The following is an 18,475-nucleotide window of genomic DNA, read 5'->3' as shown; positions in this document are numbered from 1 at the left end:
ACCGAGGGGTCCATCGATCGCCGCGTGGTCGCACTGCCGCCCGCGGTGACGGGCACGCTGCCCGCCGCGACCCGTGAGGGCCTGATGGCGCGGCTCGTCGCGGGCCTGGGCAGCGACGCCGTCGCCGTCGACGGCGATGCACCCGCCTGCGCCGACGCGGGCTGCTGGCAGCGCCTCGCGGCCGAGCGCAACGCGACCTATGTCGTGCACACACGCTTCGAGGTGGTCGAGCGCGACTACACCGTCGCCGCGGCACTGGTCGACGCCGCCGACGGGCGCGTGGTCGCGGAGGCCACCCGCACCTGCGAGATCTGCGGATTGCAGGAGGTCGGTGACACCGTCGACGACGTCGCCACCGTGCTGCGTCGCTGGCTGGACGCGCCCAGGGCCCAGCTGCCGGTGCTGCGCATCGACAGCACACCGGCGGGGGCCCGCGTGAGCCTCGATGGCGAGGATGTCGGCGTCACGCCGCTCGAGCTCACGGTCGCGCCGGGGCAGCACGACGTCCGCGTGGCCAAGCCGGGGTTCGTCGCGCAGCTGCAGCGCATCACCGCGGTCGAGGGCGGACACGAGGCGATCGACCTGCAGCTGCCGGTGTTGCCGGCACCCGAGCGCGATCGCACCGGTGCCGCGCGATCGATGCGCATCGGCGGGGCGGTCGCGTTGGGTGTCGGCGTCGCGGGCATCGGCGTGGGCATCGGGCTCGCCGTGCTGGACGAAGCCCCGATGCGTTCGCGCTGCAGCGGCGAGAACATCGACATCGAAGGCCACTGCAAGTACCGCTACGACAGCCTCGGTGCCGGCATCGGCGTGCTCGTCGGTGGCGCCGCCGCGCTCGCCACCGGTGTCGCGCTGCTGGTGGTCGCCAAGCGCCGCAGCAAGCCCTCGCGCGTCGCGATGATGCCGAGTCGCGGCGGGCTGACGCTGCGGTTCTGATCGCGACCGGCCGCGTCAGCGCTCGAGCTTGGCCGCGGCCTTGGCGATGCGACCCTCGGCCTGCGGATGGCCGAGGTCCTCCGCCTCGCGATAGGCCGCGAGCGCGTCGGCGTAGCGGAAGGCCTTGAACAGCGCGTCGCCGAGCTTGATGCGGTATTCGGCCTCGCGCGGCGCGAGTCGGATCGCCCGGCGCGCGAGCGTGGCCGCGCGGGCATGGTCGGCGCGATCGAACGCGAGGTCGCAGAGCCCGATGAGCGCGCCGTGGGACTTGGGATCGACGGCGAGCGCGCGCTCGAACGTGCGACCGGCCTCGGCGCGTCGGCCCGCCTCCATCGCGCTTCGGGCCTCGCGGACCAATGCCGCTGCCGCCGCCGGATCGCGCGCCGACGCGATGGCCGGGGCGACGGGATCGGCTGCAGCGTCGCCCGTGGTCGCCGGCGCGGCGGCGATCGTCGGCGCATCCGTCGTCGGCGGCACGCTCGGCGTCGGTTCGGCAGTCGCGACCGCAGGAGCCTCGCGCGGCCGACGTGCACGCGACGGCGCCACGATCTTCGCGAGGTTCTCGGTGGTCGTGCTCGCGCGCTCGCGCGACACCAGCGCGGCGACCTTCTCGCTGCGCAGCGCGGCATCCGGCTCGGCCAGCGCGACCAACGGCTCGACCGCCGAGAGCTCTGCGCTCGAGAAGTCGCGACGCGTGGCCTTGTCGCGCAGGGTCGCCAGCTCGCCCGGCGTCAGCAGCACACGATCGGCGGCGTGGGTGTCACCGGGCTCGAACATCAGCGCCTCGGCGTAGTAGTCGACCGCGAACGGCTTGCCGCCCTCGCGCTCCCAGTATTCGTCGCCCAGGCGCACGAGGGTCGCGGCGAACTCGGCCCGCAGCTTGGCGGCCTCCTGCGTGGCCTCGTCGCCGAGCTCGTCGGCGCGACGCTCGAGGTCGATGACCCAGTTGTACGCGGTCGGCTGATCCGGCGCCTCGAGCGGGGGGTACACGAAGTAGCTGCGCGCCGCCGCTTCGTGGGCAGACACGACGATCGCGTCGATCGGGCCGCGCTCGCCCGCGGCATCCTGGCGCATCGCGAACCACACCCCGGTCGCCGTCAACGCAGCCAGCACCGCACCGCCCACCGCGAGGCGCCAGCTGCCGCGCCCGGCCGCGCGCGCGCTGACATCCGGCATCCGCCGCAGCAGCGCGACCCTGCGCTCGGGCGCGACGTCGGGGATCTCGAGATCGTCCCACGCAGTCTGCAGCCCAGCCTCGATCTGCGCCTCGCACAGCTGCGCCTCGAGATCGAGCATGTCGCGCGGACGCTGCACCGGGTCCTTCGCGAGGCAGCGCCCGATGAGCTCCGAGAGCGCCAGCGGCACCTCCGCGCGGCGCTCGTGCACCGACGTGGGCTCGAGCCGCAGGTGGCCACGCAGCACCGCCTCGATGTCGTAGCCGGCGAACGGCGGCTGCCCGGTCAGCATCTCGTAGGCGGTACAGCCGGCGGCGTAGATGTCGACGCTCGCGCCGACCACACCGCCGGCGATGACCTCGGGCGCGAGGTACCACGGCGTGCCGGCGGCGAGCTGGGTCGCGACGTCGGCGTCGGTCTGCACCACCGCGATACCGAAGTCGAGCACCTTCACGAAGTCGGCGCGGCCGTCGAGCGTCGCCAACGCGATGTTGTCGGGCTTCAAGTCGCGGTGCACGATGTCGACCGCGTGGGCGGCCGCGAGCGCCTTGCACACCTGCCGCAGGATCGCGATCACGCGGCCCGGATCCATCGGTCCGTGCTGCAGCGCGTGCGCGACCGTGCCGCCCGAGAGCAGCTCCATCACGAACATCAGGCGGCCGTCGTCGAGCTCGGCGAAGTCATGCACCTCGGCGATGTGTCGCGAGCCGATCCGCGCGACGATGCGCGCTTCGTTGCGAAACTGCCGCAGCACGTTGGCGCGGCGGCAGTACTCCTGGCGCAGCACCTTGATCGCGACCTGGCGATCGATGTCGACGTGGCGCGCTTGGTAGACCACGCCCATGCCGCCATCACCGAGCCAGCGCTCGATGACGTAGCGCGTGCCCGGCACCGCATCGCCCGGTCGCAGCGCCACGCGACGCGTCTCCTCGCCCTTGCCACCCTCGAGCGCATCGGCGATCCACGCCGCACGCACGCCCGCGCTGGGCGGACCGTCGGTCGGTTCCACCTGCTCCTGCAGGGCGAACTCGCGGGTCTCCGCGAGGGTGCTGCCTGGGGTTCGTGCCATCCTCGCCCACACGAGCATCGCACGCGGACGCGCCGCTCGGGACCTGCCCGCACTCCCCGGGCGGGCACCCCTGCGCGAACTGCCGCATGTGCTGCAGGTTTCGCACGCAGAGCCCCCGCATCTGCGGGCGCCAAGGCCCGTAGACCACCCCGCGCGCCCGTGCGTTGGGCTCCATCGGTGGTCATCCGCGCCTGGAGCCTCGCTTGGTGCACGCTGCTGTTGGCCGCCTGTGGTGGGACGGCCGGCGCGGCTCCGAGCGCGATGTCCCCCACCGTGGCAGAGCCGTCGGCGATGGCGAGTCCCCCGCGTCCCGTGACCGCCGCAGCGATCGCGCCGGCGCCCGACGAACCCTCGCCGGCGGCCGAGCCCGCGGCCGCGCCCACGCCCGCTGCGGCCGCCCGCTTCGCCCATGCCGATCTCGACGAGCGCAACGACAGCGAGCTCGGACCGCCGCCTCCGCTCGACGATTGCGAGGACCGCCTGCGCGAGCGCGGCGTGAGCTTCAAGCCCGCACGCATCGGGCTCGGCGCGAAGCAAGATGGCGTGCCGCTGTGCGGCGCCGAGCAGGTGGTCCGCTACAAGCGCGGGCCCGGCAAGATCGAGTACAGCAGCTCGCCACTACTCACGTGCCAGATGGCGCTCGCGCTCGCGGATCTCGAGGTCGTCGCGCAGGAGCTCGCCGAGGCCGAGCTCGGCACCCGCATCACCCGCATCGATCACCTGGGCACCTACAATTGCCGCAAGATGGCGCTGTACGACCTCGTCAGCGAGCACAGCTACGCCAACGGCATCGACCTGCGGCGCTTCACCTTCGCCAACGGCAAGACCGCCGACGTGCTGCGCGACTTCAAGCCCACCGAGGCCGAGCCCGCCGCTGCGAGCACGCGATTCCTGCGAAGGCTGGCCAACGCGCTGTTCGACGAGCAGGTGTTCTCGGTCGTGGTCACACCGTACTTCGATCGCGCCCATCGCAACCACGTGCACGTCGACTTGGCGCGCTACCGCGTCGACGGCAGCCGGCCCTGAAGCGGCTTCTCTAGTCGCGATCGTCGGGCAGCTCGAGCGCGCCGACGAAGTGCCGCGGCTGCTTGCCGTGGGGGACCTTCGTGCGCAGCAGGTACACGCCGGGCAGGTCCTTCATCTCGCCGGCGAGCGCCTCGCACCAGGCGCGGTAGTCGGGCCACTCGTTCGCGCTGGTCTCGAGCTCGTCGCACGGGCGGCCGCCGATGGAGCCCTTGCACGCGCGGCCGCCGAGCTCGGCCCACGCGGCTGCATCCTCGCGCAGCCGCGTGCACCACGGGTCGGGCTTGCCGAACGCGTCGGCGATGCCGTTGATGGTCACGACCATCGAGACCTTGGCGCTGCGCTTGTGGGCTCCGATCTCGCGCCAGCAGCCGTCGGCCCAGCCCTGGAAGCTGGCATCGAGGAAGAGGTACTCGCCGACCACGGCGGTGTCCTGCCGCGCGATGTTGAAGAGCGCGATGCCGCCGGCGCTGTGCCCCTCGACCAGGACCTGCTTCGGCAGCTTGCTGTCGTGCACGCCGAACTGCGTGCGCAGGATCTCGACGACCTCGCCGTGCATGGTGTCGAAGTCGTCGCTGTACGAAGGCGTGCCGTCGGACGCCATCCACATGCGGTCGTACTCCTTGTTCCACCAGCCCGACAGGCCCGGCTCGCGGCGTTTGCCGGCCGAGAACGGGTACACCAGCGCGACGTTGTGTCCGCGCTTGCGTTGCAGGTCGCCGATCGCGTCGATGCTCTGCTGCAATCGATCCCAGCCGACCCAGCGCTTCTTCGCGAGGCCTGGGGCCTTGGCCTGGACGTGTTCGCTGTGGGTGCCGTGGAAGTGATAGACCAGCTCGAACGGTGCGTCGTCGCGGGCGCCTGGCGGCACATAGATCACGACGTCGCGACCACCGTTGCCCGACAGCCGCCCCATCCACACCCGTGCGTCGTCGGGCAGTGTGGCGGCGAATGCCACCAAGCCGGGCTGCACCTCGGGCGCGATCGCGTGCAGGCGAGCCGGCAGACGCGACGGCATTGCGACCTCCGGCGGTGGCCCAGGAGACGGCGCAGCGGACGGCGCAGTGGGTGCGACCCCGGCTGCGGACGGCGACGACGGCGGTGCGCCTTGGGTCTCGACCTTCGCAGGCGCGAGCGCTGCCGGGCTCGCGGTGGCCCCGGGGGCCGACGGCTGCGGCGCGGGCTCGCAGGCCACCGCGACCAGCCAGGTGATCGCGGCCGCGATGCCGCGCACGCCGGATCGCCGTGTTCGACAGCTCCGCGGTGTCATGGCGTCGGCGGCTTGCGATCGAGCAGCTCTCGCACCCGTACCGCGAGCTGCTTGGGCGTGAACGGCTTGCTCAGCAGCTCGATGCCCTCGTCCAGGACGCCCTGGTGGACGATCGCGTTCTCGGTGTATCCCGACATGTACAATACCTTGATCGTCGGCCGCACCCACTGCAAGCGGTTCGCGAGCTCGCGGCCGGACATGCGCGGCATCACCACGTCGGTCACCAGTAGATCGCACTGGCTCATGCCCTCGTGGACCTCGAGCGCGTGCACACCGTCGTAGGCCTCGTAGACCTGGTAGCCCAGCCCCGCGAGCACGTGCACGACGGCGCTGCGGACCTGCACGTCGTCCTCGACCAGCAGCACGGTCTCGGTGCCGCGCTCGCGCTCGGAGATGGCGGGCGCCTCGACCGGTGCATCGCTGGGATCGAGCACCCGCGGCAGGTAGATCTTGAAGGTCGAGCCGCGAGCGGGCTCGCTGTACACCCAGATGTGGCCACCAGCCTGGCGCACGATCCCCCAGCACGTCGACAACCCCAGGCCGGTGCCCTGCCCCGGCGCCTTGGTGGTGAAGAAGGGCTCGAACAGCTGCGCGCGGGTGGCCTCGTCCATGCCGTGGCCCTCGTCGGTGATCGCGATGACGGCGTAGTCGCCGGCCGCGACGACACCGCCCTTGGTCATGCGGTGCTCGGCGTCGAGCGTGACGTTGGCGGTCTCGATCACCAGCCGCCCCCCGTCTGGCATCGCGTCGCGAGCATTGATCGCGAGGTTGACGAGCACCTGCTCGAACGCCGTTGGATCGATGCGCACGCGCCATGGGCGTTCGTGCGGCATCCAGGCGATCTCGACGTGTTCGCCAACCACCCGATCGAGCATCGTGACCAGCTTGCCCACGAGATCGGTCGGATCCACGACCCGCGGCGTGATGGTCTGCCGCCGCGAGAACGCCAGCAGCTGCTTCACCAGCTCCGCGGCGCGCTGGGCGGCCCGCATCACCTCGCGCATGTCGCGGGCGCCATCGGCGTCGTCGGCCACGCGCTCCATCACGAACCCACCGAAGGTGGTGATGGCGGTGAGGATGTTGTTGAAGTCGTGCGCGATGCCGCCGGCGAGGCGACCGACCGCGTCCATCTTCTGCGCCTGACGCAGCTGCTCCTGCAGCGAACGCCGGGCGCTCACGTCCATCGAGAGCAGCGAGATCCCCATCGGTACCGGCTGCACGCGCAGCTCGAAGAAACCCTTCGAGCCGTCCGCATGCACGAACTCGTTCTCGAAGTCGGCGCCCACGCGCTCACGCATGCAGCGGGTCAGCGTCTCGAACAACGGCGTGAGCTCGATGCCCGGATAGGCATCCATCATGCGCTGGCCGATGAGCTCCTCCCGGGACTTCCGGCCCTGGCGGCAGACCTCGTCGTTGACGAAGCGGTAGCGCCAGTCGAAGTCGATGACCTGGAAGCCCTCGCGCATGTGGGCGAGGACGCGGCTCAGTTCGACGAGATCGAGCTCGCCCCGCTGTCGGTCGTCATCCGCTTCCGACGACACTGAATCGCTCCGCAACCACCGTTGCGGCCACGATACCACGCACGCGGACCACGGACGCGCGCCCGCGCCGCGGCGCGCGTCGTGATCGCAAGCCCCCCGGTAGAACCCCGAGGGACGCACGTTCAAACCTCAAGCAACCGTGATCGATGGATCGAGATACACGTCCTGGATCAGCTGCAGCAGCGCCGCGCCCTCGACCATCGGGCGCTGGAAGGCCTTTCGGCCCGAGATGAGGCCCATGCCGCCGGCGCGCTTGTTGATGACCGCGGTCCGCACGGCCTCGGCGCGATCGTTGCTGCCCGACGCACCGCCCGAGTTGATGAGCCCGACCCGACCCATGTAGCCGTTGGCGACTTGGTAGCGGCACAGATCGATCGGATGATCGGAGCTGAGCTGCTCGTAGATGCGCTTGTCGTGCTTGCCGTAGCTGGAGTCACCGGCGTTGAGCGCCAGGTAGCCGCCGTTGTTCTCGGGCAGCTTCTGCTTGACGATGTCGGCCTCGATGGTCACGCCGAGGTGATTGGCCTGACCGGTGAGATCGGCGCTGACGTGGTAGTCCTTGTCCTTCTTGAAGGCGTTGTTGCGCAGGTAGCACCACAACACGGTGGCCATGCCGAGCTCGTGGGCGCGCGCGAACGCCTGCGAGACCTCGACGATCTGCCGGCTGCTCTCGGACGAGCCGTAGTAGATGGTGGCCCCGACCGCGCATGCGCCCATGTCGTGGGCCTGCTCGATGGTGCCGAACATGACCTGGTCGGCGCGGTTGGGGTAGGTGAGCAGCTCGTTGTGGTTGATCTTCACCATCATCGGGATCTTGTGCGCGTACTTGCGCGCGATGATCCCGAGCACGCCGAAGGTCGACGCCACCGCGTTGCAGCCACCCTCGATCGCCAGCTTCACGATGTTCTCGGGGTCGAAGTAGGCGGGGTTCTTCGCGAACGAGGCCCCACCGGAGTGCTCGATGCCCTGATCCACCGGCAGGATCGACACGTAGCCGGTGCCCGCCAGGCGGCCGCTGCCGAACAGGCGCTGCAGGCTCGCGAGCGTGCGATTGTTGCGGTCGCTGGCGGCGAAGATCCGATCCACGAAGTCGGGGCCGGGCAGGTGCAGCTGCTCGCGTGGGATCGTCTTGCAGGTGTGCTCGAGCAGGGTCGGTGCGTCGTTGCCGAGGAGATCGACGAGGGTCTTGTTCATGGCGCGGCGCGAGCCTAACGCAGCGGATGGCGCAGATCGAGCGACAAGCTGCCATGCCCGCCGCCACGCCGACGCCGGGCGTGGAGCCGCGCTCGTGTTGCCGCTGTTGCTCGCTTGCGCACCGTCGCACGTGACCTCGCGCTCACGCCCCGACACGGCGGCGGTGACGACGACCACGGCGGTGGCCGCACGGCTGCCCGATGGCCTGCGACGCATCGAGGTGGCCGAGCTGCCCCGCGCCGCGCTGTGGCTGGTCGCCGATCGCGACGGCATGGGCTCGCTGTGGCTGGCGCGCGAGGGCGCGCTGGCGCAGATCGATTGCGATCCGCTGCCGGGCGCGTGGGCGCTGCGCATCGCCGATGTCGACGACGATGGCCGTGCCGAGGCCCTGGTCGCGCTGCGCAAGCCCGCGAAGTACGACCCCACCCTCGACCATCGCCTGCACGTGTACGCCTTCGATGGCGATCGATGCGTGCCGCTGTGGCGAGGCACGCGACTGGCAGGCCGCTTCGACGCGATCGATGCGATCGACGCCCACACCATCGTCGTGCACGAGCGACTGTCGAGCACGCGCGCCCGCATCGCGAGCTACCGCTGGCACGACTTCGGCTTCGTGCTCGACGCGGTGCGCTGGGCCAACGACATGGGCGACGACGCAGCACCACCGCCGGCCGAGCTGGTGCGCGGCATGACGTGGGCCCCGGGCACGGACGCGGAGCGCGAGCTCGACCCCCGCTGCCGCGGCTGCCCACCGTGATCGCGGGCGACGAAGGTCCACGAAGGGGCCGAGTACGATGGGGCCGGACCAGGGCTTGCGACACGGTCGTGTGCCCCCGGGCCGCCGTCACTGCTATCCTCGTCATTCGTGCACGCACACGCCCGCCGCGCCGCGACCTACGCCGACGTGCTCGACGCGCCGGCGCACACGATCGCCGAGGTGCTCGACGGCGAGCTCCGGGTGCGGCCGCGACCGTCAGCCATCCATGCGGTCGCAGCGAGCGCGCTCGGAGAAGAGCTCGGCCCGCCGTTCAAGCGAGGGCGAGGCGGCCCGGGCGGCTGGATCCTGCTCGACGAACCTGAGCTCCATCTGGCGACGGACATCTGCGTGCCCGATCTCGCTGGTTGGCGGCGCGAGCGAATGCCCGCCGTGCCGCGCACGGCGTTCCTCACCCTGGCGCCCGACTGGATCGCCGAAGTCACGAGTCCCGCCACCGCGAAGTACGATCGGACGGACAAGCTCCGCATCTACGCCCGCGAACGCGTCGCTTGGGTGTGGCTCGTCGATCCCCTGGCGCGCACGCTCGAAGTGCTCCGCCTCGAGGCGTCGGGCTGGCTGCTGCGCGCGAGCTTCCGCGACGAAGCTCCCGTGCGCGCGGAGCCGTTCGACGCGATCGAGATCGACCTCGGAGCGTTGTGGCGTGACGTCGAGATCGAGCCCGAAGCACCGCGCTAGCGCAGCCCGAGAGCACCCAGCGATGGGGTGCGCGCTCCGGCGGCGTCGCGAATGCACGGAGATCGTCGCGCGTTCGTTCGCGCTATGCTCCGCCGCGCTCGCCTCGCCATGCCGACGTCCCGATCCCGCGCCACCTCGATCGCCACGCTCGCCGCGGCGCTGCTCGCCTGTCACCCCGCCGCGCCCGCGCAGCCGGCCGTCGACACGCCCCCGTCGCCATTGATCGAGCCGCCGGCGCCGGCGCGCCCGGTGCCGCGCTGGGCCAGCGCGATCCTGCCGAAGGACGCCGGTGGCCCCGCGCTCGAGCACGTGCGCAACCTCGAGCGGTTGCCCGAGCTCACCGCTGCGCAGCGTGAACACCTCGCGCGCGATGGCTTCTTCGTCGCGCAGCAACCCGGGCCGAAGGCGCGCGACACCTCGGCCGCCCACGCCCGCACCGGCGCGCGCGCCAAGCACCTGTTCCAGGTCTACGAGCGCAACGACTACGTGCGCTTCCCCAGCTACGTCACCGTCGATCTCGCGATCGATCTGACCCACCAGTACTTCGACGTCGTGCTGCGACGACTCGAGCGTGAGCACCTCTCGCCGATGCTCCATCGCGCACTGCGGGAGCTGCTGCAGCAAGCCGAGCGGCAGCTCGCGACCGCGAAGAAGGGTGACGCGCGCGCGGGCGCCCACGCGGCCGCGGTGTTCTGGGGCACGGCGCTGCACCTGCTCGAGCAGCCCGCCGCGGGCGACAAGCCCGACGAGATCGCGGTCAAGCGGCCGTGGGTCGACCCCGACGCGCCACCGGAGCCGCCACCGACCGCCAGCGATCGACCACCGCCGAGCAAGCTCTCGCGGGCGATCCGCGACGAGGTCGCGGCCAACGTCGCGGCGATCCACGCCGCGAGCGGCAAGCACAGCTTCCCCGCGTGGGGGCTCGAGCTGGATCTGACGCAGACCAAGCCGCGCTCGCACTACGCCGACGACGGCGTGCTGCAGCGGTACTTCCGCGCGATGAGCCTCATCGGCATGGCCAGCTTCGCAGTCACCGGCGAAGCTGCCCGACCGGCGACCGCACTGGCGTTGGTGCGATCGTACGCGGCGGCGAAGGCCGCCCACGCACCATGGCAGTCGGTGCTCGACATCTCGAACTTCATCGTCGGTGCGCCGCCGACCGCCGGGCTCGCCCAGGCGGCCGCGCGTGTGGGCGAGCACGACGCATCGCTGCTCGCGGCGCCGCTCGAGCGATGGCTCGCCGCGCAGCCGCAGATCCTCGCGGCGTGGCAGGCCCTGCCGGCGCACCCCATCGACAGCCAGCGCGGCCCCGTGATCGAGCCGCTCGGCAAGCGGGTGTTCGTGGACACGCTCGCGATGTCGCAGATGCTGCCGCTGGCCACGGAGCTGTCCGCGGATCGCGGCGACGTGCTGATGCGGATGATGGGCGCGGCCGGTGCCGCGGCCGTGCTCGGCGACCCCACGGCCGGCGAGATCGCAGCCGGCGACGACCCCAAGATCGCGCAGGCGCTACTGAAAGGGCGCGCGCGCATCGCTGGCCTCGACGCGCGCGACGACGCGTACCACCGCACGCTCGCCGCGCTGAGGGGCGTGCTCGGCAGCGACGCGACATGGTTCGAGCCGCACGCGTGGCAGCGCCGCGGCTTGCAGAGCTTCGCCGGCGGCTGGGCGATGCTGCGTCACGACACGCTGCTGTACGCCTACGAGATGGGCGCCGAGTGCGACGCCGAGGAGTTCCCGGCACCGCACGGCTGGGTCGAGCCGATGCCGCAGGTCTATGCCGACCTGCGCGGCATGGTCGAGGGCTTCGGCGCGCGGCTCGAGTCGGCCGGCATCGTCGAGCGCGAGCCCGCCGAGGACGAGTACGGCCAGTTCCACACCGTGCGACGCAAGACCGAGGCGATCGCCGCGTTCCTGCGGCAGCTCGAGACGTGGTCGGCCAAGGAGCTCCGCGGCGAGCCGTTCACGCCCGAAGAACGCACCGCGATCGCGACCGTCGGTGGCTTCGCGGAGCACGTGCTGCTGACGTTCGCCGATGCCTACGAGCTCGGCGACGGCAACGACGACATGGCCGTGGTCGCCGACGTGTTCACGTGGCGCGGACAGGCACTCGAGGTCGGCGTCGGACACCCCGAGCTGATCTACGCGCTCATCCCCACGCCCGAGGGCTGGATGGTCGCGCGCGGGGCCGTGCTCGGCTACCGCGAGTTCCTGGTGCCCGCCGCCGGGCGCCTGACCGACGAGACCTGGCGTCGCGAGCTGGCCGCGTCCGCTGACTTCCTGTCGCAGCGCCGGCCACCGTGGCTGGCGCCGATCACCGCCGAGCCGGTGGCGGTGATCGAGCTGCCGCCGAAGCTCGAGGCGCAGTCGCGGTGCGAGTACTTCGGCGGCGCGTTCGAGCTGTGAGCCAGCCCGGACGCGGGGCTCAGAAGGTCGCCTGCACGTAGGCGAGCACGTCGGCGATCTGCTGGTCGCTGAGCTGCGACTGCGGCGGCATGCCCTCCTTGCCGTTCAAGATCACGTTGACGATCGCGCGATCGCCCAGGGTCGGCACCGCGTCCGACAGGCGCTCGGTGTCGGGGGTGCCGGGGGTGTTGCCGTCGGCGCCGTGGCAGGACGACGTGCCACAGACCTGCGTGAACGTGGTCATGCCCGCGGTCGCGTCGCCGCTGAGCGCGAGCACGCCGTCGGTGCGCGCGTTGTCGGAGCCGCCACCGTCGTCGTCGTCGTCGTCCTCCCCGCTGTCGCAGGCAAAGGCAGAAAGGCATGAAAGGAGGGCAATGAATCGCAAGGGGCGAAGGTCGAGCATCGCTGTCGCATGCTACCGAGGCCCGTGGTGAATTCAATCGTCGTGTGGGGCTGGTGCCGGTTTTGGTGCTACAACCCGTGAGCGCCGTGGCATTGGTTTCTCTTCGGGGCCTGCGAAAGTCCTTCGGTGGCTTCCAGGCGTTACGCGACGTCACCTGCGACATCGACGGCCGCGCCATCGGCCTGTTGGGCCCCAACGGGGCCGGCAAGACCACGCTCATCCGCGTGATGCTCGGGCTGTTGGCCCCCGACGCGGGCGCCGTGGCGGTGCTCGGCCTCGACGCTCGCACCGAGCCCGCGGCCGTGCGTGCGCGGGTCGGCTACGCGATGGAAGGGCCGGACCGCATCGGTGGTTTGTCGGGCCTCGAGTCGGTCGCCTACGCCGGCGAGCTGTCCGGACTCGCGCGTCGGGCCGCGATCCTGCGTGCGCACGAGGTGCTCGATCTCGTGGGCCTCGACGACGCCCGCATGCGACCGGTCGAGGAGTACAGCACCGGCATGCACCAACGCGTCAAGCTCGCGATGGCCTTGGTCCACGACCCCGAGCTGTTGTTGCTCGACGAGCCGACCAGCGGCCTCGACCCCGAGAGTCGCGAGGACCTGCTGTCGCTGCTGGTGCGCCTGCGCGACGGCGAGGGCCCGGCGGTGATGCTCTCGACCCACCTGCTGCACGACGTCGAGCGCACCTGCGACGCCTGCGTGATCATGCACGCGGGCCAGGTGCGGTTCTCCGGGCCGCTGGCGCAGCTGCAGGTGCAGTCGCGCACGCAGTTCGAGGTCCGCTTCGACGCCGCCCCCGATGCGCTGGTCGGCGTGCTCGCCAATGCCGGCTGCTCGCTCGCCCCCGGCCGCAAGCCGGGCGCGTTCATCGTGACGCTGCCCGAGCACCTCGATGCGCGCGCGATCTGGTGGGCCGCGACGCAGGCCGGTATCCGCCTGCACCACGTCGAGCCGCGGGCGCTCTCGCTCGAAGAGGCGTTCCTCTCGGCGGTCGCCGAGGCCGAGGCGGTGGCGCCATGAAAGACGTCGTCTCGGCGATCGGCTATCGCCGGCTTCCCACGCGCGCGCGACGATGGGCACCGTGGCCCATCGCCCGCACCGCGCTGGCGTTGGCGCTGCGCAAGCGGGCCTCGAAGTTCGCGCTGATGGCCTGCGCGTTCGTGGTGTTCCTGCACGGCACCACCATCATCGGGCAGGTGTTCGTCGGGCGCATGCTCGAGCAGGAGCGCAGCGGCGATCTCACCGGCGCGATCGTGGCGTCGACCATCAGCCAGGCCATCGGCCAGGTCCACGCGACGCTATCGACCTTCCTCGGCGTGCAGCTGCATGCGACCGCGGTGCTGCTCGGCGTGGTTGCGGCCGGGCTCATCGCCGAGGATCGGCGCACCCGCGCCTTCGAGCTCTACTTCTCACGCCCGCTGCGACCGCTCGACTACGTCATCGGCAAGGGCCTGGTCGCGCTGCTGGTGCCGACGGTCACGATCGTGGTGCCGTTCGTGCTGCTGCTGTTGTTCGCGATCGGCATCGCGCCCGACTCGCTCGCCGGCGAGCTGTGGCCGCTGCTGCTGCCGGGCCTGCTGGGTGCATGCGCGTGCGCCTTGCTGCTGGCGACCACCATCTTGGGTGCCAGTGCGGTCGGCGAGCGTGGCCGCACCGTCGGTGTGGCGTACGTGCTGGGGCTGGCGACGATCGGTGCCTTCGCCGACGGCATGGCCGACAACGGCAGCCCGTGGGCGGGCTACTTCGGCCCGCTGCGCGACGTCCAGACCGTGGTCGACGCGCTGCTGCAGGCGGGCTCGCCCGGGCTCTTCAGCATGCTCGACGTGCGTGCCAGCACCAACGACAGTGCGTGGCTTTCGGCGTTGGCGCTGCTGCTGATGATGGCGCTCGGTGCCGGCGCGGTCTGGTACCGCATGCGCAAGGAGCTGCGCGGATGAGCGACGCGACCATCTCGGTACGCGGGGTCTCGAAGCTGTTCGGGCTGGTGCGCGCGCTCGACGAGATCGACCTCGAGCTGACACCCGGCGTCACGGGATTGCTCGGCCCCAACGGATCGGGCAAGTCGACGCTGCTCAAGCTGATCTCGGGGCAGCTGCGGCCCGACACCGGCGAGGTGCGGGTGCTCGGCCGCGATCCCTTCGCCGACCCGCAGGCGATGGCGGCGGTCGGCCTTTGCCCCGAACACGACCGCTTCTACGAGGAGCTGCGCGCGATCGACTTCGTGACCGCGCTGGTGCAGCTGCACGGCTACCCGCGCGCAGCCGCGCGTGCGCGGGCCGAGGCCGCGCTCGGCCGCGTGGCGCTCGAGCGGGTGTGGAACAAGCCGCTGCGCGAGATGAGTCGCGGCATGCGACAGCGCGTGAAGATCGGCCAGGCCATCGCCCACGACCCGGCGGTGGTGCTGCTCGACGAGCCGCTGACCGGCACCGATCCGGTCGGCCGCGCCGATCTCATCGCGCTGGTCACGGGGCTCGGCGAGGCCGGCGCGACCGTGGTGGTGTCGAGCCACGTGCTGCACGAGGTCGAGGCCATGACGCCGCGGGTGGTGCTCATCCGCTACGGCCGCCTGCGCGCGCAGGGCAACATCCGGCGCCTACGGGCGCTGCTCGGTGATCGCCCCTATCGCATCCGGCTCGAGGTCGATCGCCCACGCGATCTCGCCGCGCGGCTGGTGCATACCGCCAGCACCCGCGCGGTGGTGTTGGTCGACGAGCGCACGCTCGAGCTCACCTGCGTCGATCTCGACGCGGCGCTGGTCGAGCTGCCCGCGCTCGCCGACGAGCTCGGCATGGTGCTGTACCGCATGACCTCGCCCGACGCAGATCTCGAGAGCCTCTACGGATACCTGGTGTCGTGATGAACGCCAACGACTCCACCGCCATGGTCTCGCCGCTCTCGACGCTGTGGTTCTGGGCCGGCTTCCACGCCCGCCGCACGATCAAGCGCAACGCGGTCATGCTCGGGATCATGGGTGCCGTGGTGCTCGCGCTGGTGCTGAGGCTGTTCTCGAACAGCTCGCCCGAGGAGCTGCGGGTCTTCGTGATGTCGATGGTGGTACCGCTGTTCGCGATGTTCTTCGGCACCGGCGGGCTGCGCGAGGAGATCGAGGATCAGACCCTCACCTACGCCTTCACACGCCCGCAGCCCCGCGGCAACATCTTCCTCGCGCGCACGCTCGCGGCGGTGCTCGTGACACTGGTGCCGATGTCGCTGGGCGCCGTGATCGCGTTCGAGGGCCCGCTCGAGCTGCCGCGCGACCTCGCCGTCGGCGTCCTGGCGATCGCCGGCTACACGGCCGTCTTCGCGGTGCTCGGCCTGGTGCTCCGGCGCCCGACCCTGGTCGGCCTCGGCGTGCTGGTGTGGGATCAGATCGTCGGCGGCGTACCGGGCTTCCTCTCGCGCCTCACCCTGCGTGCCCACGTTCACGGCCTGCTCGGCGTGCATCCGGCCAGCAGCTGGCTGCGCCCCAACGTCGAACCGCCGACGTGGTGGATCAGCCTGCCCACCCTCGTGCTCGTCACCGCCGCCGCGCTCGCGCTCGGTCGCTGGTGGGTGAACCACCGCGAGCTCGTGGTGCCGAAGTAGCACCACCTTTCGGGCCGGAGGGGATGCGACCGCCGGTCTCGCCGATGGCGTACGCTCTTCGGCGCCCGACATGAGCCGACTCGTTCCTCGCACGCACGGCCGCACGCCCGCCGCGTTGGGTTCGCTCGCGCACGGGCTGTTCGCGACGGTGCTCGCCGCGCCCGCGTCCGAGTCGTCGACGCCCCTGCCACCGCCACCGTTTGCGGCGCACTACACCCTGGCCTGGGAGGCGCCGCCAGCTTGTCCCGATGCGTCGAGCATCGCGGCGAAGGTCGGTGCGCTGCTCGATCCGGACGCGCAGGGTGAGGGCGTGGTCGCCGTTCGCGGGCAAGTCCGCGCGACGTCGGAAGGCTTCCACCTCGCGCTCGAGACCGAGTTCCGCGGCCGCGTCGATCGTCGCGAGCTCACCGCATCGCAGTGCGACGCGCTGGCCGAGGCCACGTCGCTCGTGATCGCCGGTGCGATGCAACCGGCTGCGACCGCGACCGCGACGACGCCCAGCGACGCGTCGACCGACGAGGCCGCGCACGCACCGGGGCCCGCGACGATGCCGGTGTCCGCGACCGCGCCGGCGTCCACGGTGACGCCGGCGACCGCGGATCGGCTGCCGCGCAGGCCCGGCACGCAGCGCCCGATTGCGCTGGTGAGGGCCGCGGCGATGCTCGAGGCGGGCGCGCTGCCCGGGCTCTCCGGCGGGCCGCACGTCGCGATCGGGATCGCGTGGCCACGCTGGCGCCTCGAGCTCCACGGGGCCTACCTCGCGCCGCGCCGTCTCACGCTCGGGGACGGCGGCGCTCGCCTGATGGCCGGCGTCGTCGGGCTTCGAGGCTGCCGGGCGGTACGGGTCCGTGCCTTCGAGCTGCCGCTGTGCGCGGGCGTCGAGGCCGGTGTGGTGCGGGCCGTGACCATCGGGCCGATCGAACGGCGGCTGCGCAACGAGCCGCAGGTCGGCCCGCTCGTGAGTGCCGGGTTCGCGCGCCGGTGGGGTCGCGTCGGCCTTTGGGTGGCCGCCGAGGCCGTCGGCCGGGCGCTCGGCGCCGCCTTCACGTTCGCCGGCACCGAGCGCTTCCGCCAGGCGCCGGTGTCGGCGCGCTTGCTGGCCGGCATCGAGATCTTCGGCCCGTAGAGATCCACGGCCGCCGGACATTACCCTCCCAAGACCCCATGCTCGGCACCGCCTCCAGCGCCCCCGGCCCGCGATTCCGCGAGCTGTACCGCGCGCACTACGGCTTCGTGTGGCACACCGCGCGCCGCTTCGGGGTCGAGGAGGCACAGCTCGACGACGCGGTGCAGGACACCTTCGTCACCGCGTATCGGCGCATCGATGGCCTCCGCGAGACCGCGCCGCGCCCGTGGCTGTACGCGATCGCCCGCAGGATCGCGAGCAACTACCGGCGCAGCGGCCACCGCCGCGGGCGACGACACGAGGCGTTGCGACAGCAGGCCGACGCGGGCGATCGCGCGACGCTGCAGCTGGAGGCACTGCACACCCTCGAGACGTTCTCGCGCGAGCTCTCCGACGTCGAGCGCGAGCTCTTCGTGCTCAGCGAGCTCGACGGGATGAGCGGCGGCGAGATCGCGAGCACGCTCTCGATGCCGGCGAGCACGGTCTACGATCGCGTGCGCGCGCTCCGGGCCCGCTTCCAGCGTCACGTGGCCGATGGCGACGTCACGCTCGCGCGGGCTCGCGGTGATCGACCGCGGGCGTCCGCGAAGACGTGGGCGCTCCTGCTGATGCGGCTGCCCCGCGAGCTCGTCGCGGCGCCGGCCTCGAGCTGGGCGGCGACACTCACCGCCGCGAAGTTCGCGTTGGGCACCGCGGTCGTCGTCGTGGGTCTCGCCGCGGTGGTCGAGCGCAGCCGTGCCTCGGCACCTTCGTCCGCCCGCACCGCCAGCGCGACGACGCAGGGGAACTCGCGGGCGCAGACGGTCGACGCGGCGCCGCTTCCACCACCGACGATCGGCCTGCGCGACGCGACGCCGACGTCGTCACCGGCGGCACGCGACACGCGATCCTCACCGGCGGGCCCGCGCGCCGCGATGCCACCGCTTGCAGCGCCATCGCGGCCATCGACCACGTCCGCCGCGCCGACGCCGGCGCCCGCGTCGACACCCGACGACGCCCACCCGCCCGCGCTCGACGACGAGACCCGATGGCTCCGCGAGGGCACCACGGCGCTCGCGCGAGGCGACGCCGCACACGCGCTCGCGCTGACCGAGCGCCACGCCGCGAGCTTCCCCGACAGCGCCCTCGCCGACGTCCGTGACGCACTGAAGGTGGACGCCCTGTGCGCGCTGGGTCGTGCCGATGCGGCCCGCCGCGAGGCCGCCGCGCTGTGGCGACGACGGCCGGATTCACCGGTCGCGGCCCGGGTGCGCGACGCATGTTCGAGCCCGCCGTAGGATCCGAAGGGGTCCGGA

The 18,475-nt window shown here is 71.9% G+C and carries 16 protein-coding genes; 11 read left to right on the top strand and 5 right to left on the bottom strand.

Annotated features, from left to right (window positions below; genetic code table 11):
* The first annotated feature begins 279 nt into the window (after positions 1–279).
* Positions 280–936, top strand: a complete 657-nt coding sequence (locus tag IPH07_38600) for a PEGA domain-containing protein (GenBank protein ID MBK6923363.1) — start codon at positions 280–282, stop codon at positions 934–936.
* 15 nt (positions 937–951) lie between these two features.
* Here the strand turns inward: IPH07_38600 and IPH07_38595 are convergent, their stop codons facing one another.
* Complete coding sequence (locus IPH07_38595) at positions 952–3,180, bottom strand: serine/threonine protein kinase (GenBank protein ID MBK6923362.1); 2,229 nt, start codon at positions 3,178–3,180, stop codon at positions 952–954.
* 312 nt (positions 3,181–3,492) lie between these two features.
* On the opposite strand from IPH07_38595, the gene IPH07_38590 reads away from it, so the two are divergent.
* A complete protein-coding gene (locus IPH07_38590) occupies positions 3,493–4,206 on the top strand; it encodes an extensin family protein (GenBank protein ID MBK6923361.1) in 714 nt (237 codons plus the stop codon).
* Positions 4,207–4,216: 10 nt separating this feature from the next.
* On the opposite strand, the gene IPH07_38585 is transcribed toward IPH07_38590, so the two are convergent.
* From IPH07_38585 to IPH07_38575, 3 genes are all read right to left on the bottom strand, one after another.
* Positions 4,217–5,437: a hypothetical protein gene (locus IPH07_38585; protein ID MBK6923360.1), complete on the bottom strand. Its 1,221-nt coding sequence runs from the start codon at positions 5,435–5,437 to the stop codon at positions 4,217–4,219.
* 32 nt (positions 5,438–5,469) lie between these two features.
* A complete protein-coding gene (locus IPH07_38580) occupies positions 5,470–7,014 on the bottom strand; it encodes a response regulator (protein ID MBK6923359.1) in 1,545 nt (514 codons plus the stop codon).
* Between the two features lie 129 nt (positions 7,015–7,143).
* Positions 7,144–8,208, bottom strand: a complete 1,065-nt coding sequence (locus tag IPH07_38575; protein MBK6923358.1) for a class I fructose-bisphosphate aldolase — start codon at positions 8,206–8,208, stop codon at positions 7,144–7,146.
* A gap of 163 nt (positions 8,209–8,371) precedes the next feature.
* On the opposite strand from IPH07_38575, the gene IPH07_38570 reads away from it, so the two are divergent.
* From IPH07_38570 to IPH07_38560, 3 genes are all read left to right on the top strand, one after another.
* On the top strand, positions 8,372–8,965 hold the full coding sequence (locus IPH07_38570) for a hypothetical protein (GenBank protein ID MBK6923357.1): 594 nt from the start codon (positions 8,372–8,374) through the stop codon (positions 8,963–8,965).
* A 108-nt stretch (positions 8,966–9,073) separates the two neighbouring features.
* On the top strand, positions 9,074–9,661 hold the full coding sequence (locus tag IPH07_38565) for a Uma2 family endonuclease (protein MBK6923356.1): 588 nt from the start codon (positions 9,074–9,076) through the stop codon (positions 9,659–9,661).
* 108 nt (positions 9,662–9,769) lie between these two features.
* Positions 9,770–12,067, top strand: a complete 2,298-nt coding sequence (locus tag IPH07_38560; protein ID MBK6923355.1) for a DUF3160 domain-containing protein — start codon at positions 9,770–9,772, stop codon at positions 12,065–12,067.
* Between the two features lie 19 nt (positions 12,068–12,086).
* Here the strand turns inward: IPH07_38560 and IPH07_38555 are convergent, their stop codons facing one another.
* A complete protein-coding gene (locus tag IPH07_38555) occupies positions 12,087–12,452 on the bottom strand; it encodes a cytochrome c (protein ID MBK6923354.1) in 366 nt (121 codons plus the stop codon).
* A 104-nt stretch (positions 12,453–12,556) separates the two neighbouring features.
* Here IPH07_38555 and IPH07_38550 point away from each other — a divergent pair, with 104 nt between their 5' ends.
* The 6 genes from IPH07_38550 to IPH07_38525 all read left to right on the top strand — a co-directional run bounded on the left by IPH07_38550 (position 12,557) and on the right by IPH07_38525 (position 18,457).
* Positions 12,557–13,489: an ABC transporter ATP-binding protein gene (locus IPH07_38550; protein MBK6923353.1), complete on the top strand. Its 933-nt coding sequence runs from the start codon at positions 12,557–12,559 to the stop codon at positions 13,487–13,489.
* Positions 13,486–14,406, top strand: a complete 921-nt coding sequence (locus IPH07_38545) for a hypothetical protein (protein MBK6923352.1) — start codon at positions 13,486–13,488, stop codon at positions 14,404–14,406. Before IPH07_38550 ends, IPH07_38545 begins: the two co-directional genes overlap by 4 nt.
* Positions 14,403–15,326 carry an ABC transporter ATP-binding protein gene (locus IPH07_38540; GenBank protein MBK6923351.1) on the top strand — a complete coding sequence of 308 codons (924 nt, stop codon included), beginning with the start codon at positions 14,403–14,405 and terminating at the stop codon, positions 15,324–15,326. Before IPH07_38545 ends, IPH07_38540 begins: the two co-directional genes overlap by 4 nt.
* Positions 15,326–16,054, top strand: a complete 729-nt coding sequence (locus IPH07_38535; protein MBK6923350.1) for an ABC transporter permease — start codon at positions 15,326–15,328, stop codon at positions 16,052–16,054. Before IPH07_38540 ends, IPH07_38535 begins: the two co-directional genes overlap by 1 nt.
* A gap of 70 nt (positions 16,055–16,124) precedes the next feature.
* Positions 16,125–17,180, top strand: a complete 1,056-nt coding sequence (locus tag IPH07_38530; GenBank protein ID MBK6923349.1) for a hypothetical protein — start codon at positions 16,125–16,127, stop codon at positions 17,178–17,180.
* A 38-nt stretch (positions 17,181–17,218) separates the two neighbouring features.
* A complete protein-coding gene (locus IPH07_38525; GenBank protein MBK6923348.1) occupies positions 17,219–18,457 on the top strand; it encodes a sigma-70 family RNA polymerase sigma factor in 1,239 nt (412 codons plus the stop codon).
* Positions 18,458–18,475: the final 18 nt, after the last annotated feature.

The sequence above is a fragment of the Deltaproteobacteria bacterium genome, assembly GCA_016709225.1.
Taxonomy (GTDB): domain Bacteria; phylum Myxococcota_A; class Polyangia; order Nannocystales; family Nannocystaceae; genus Xiheibacterium; species Xiheibacterium phototrophicum.
The sequence above is the reverse complement of the archived record's forward strand: the minus strand, read 5'-3'. Positions and strand labels throughout refer to the sequence as shown.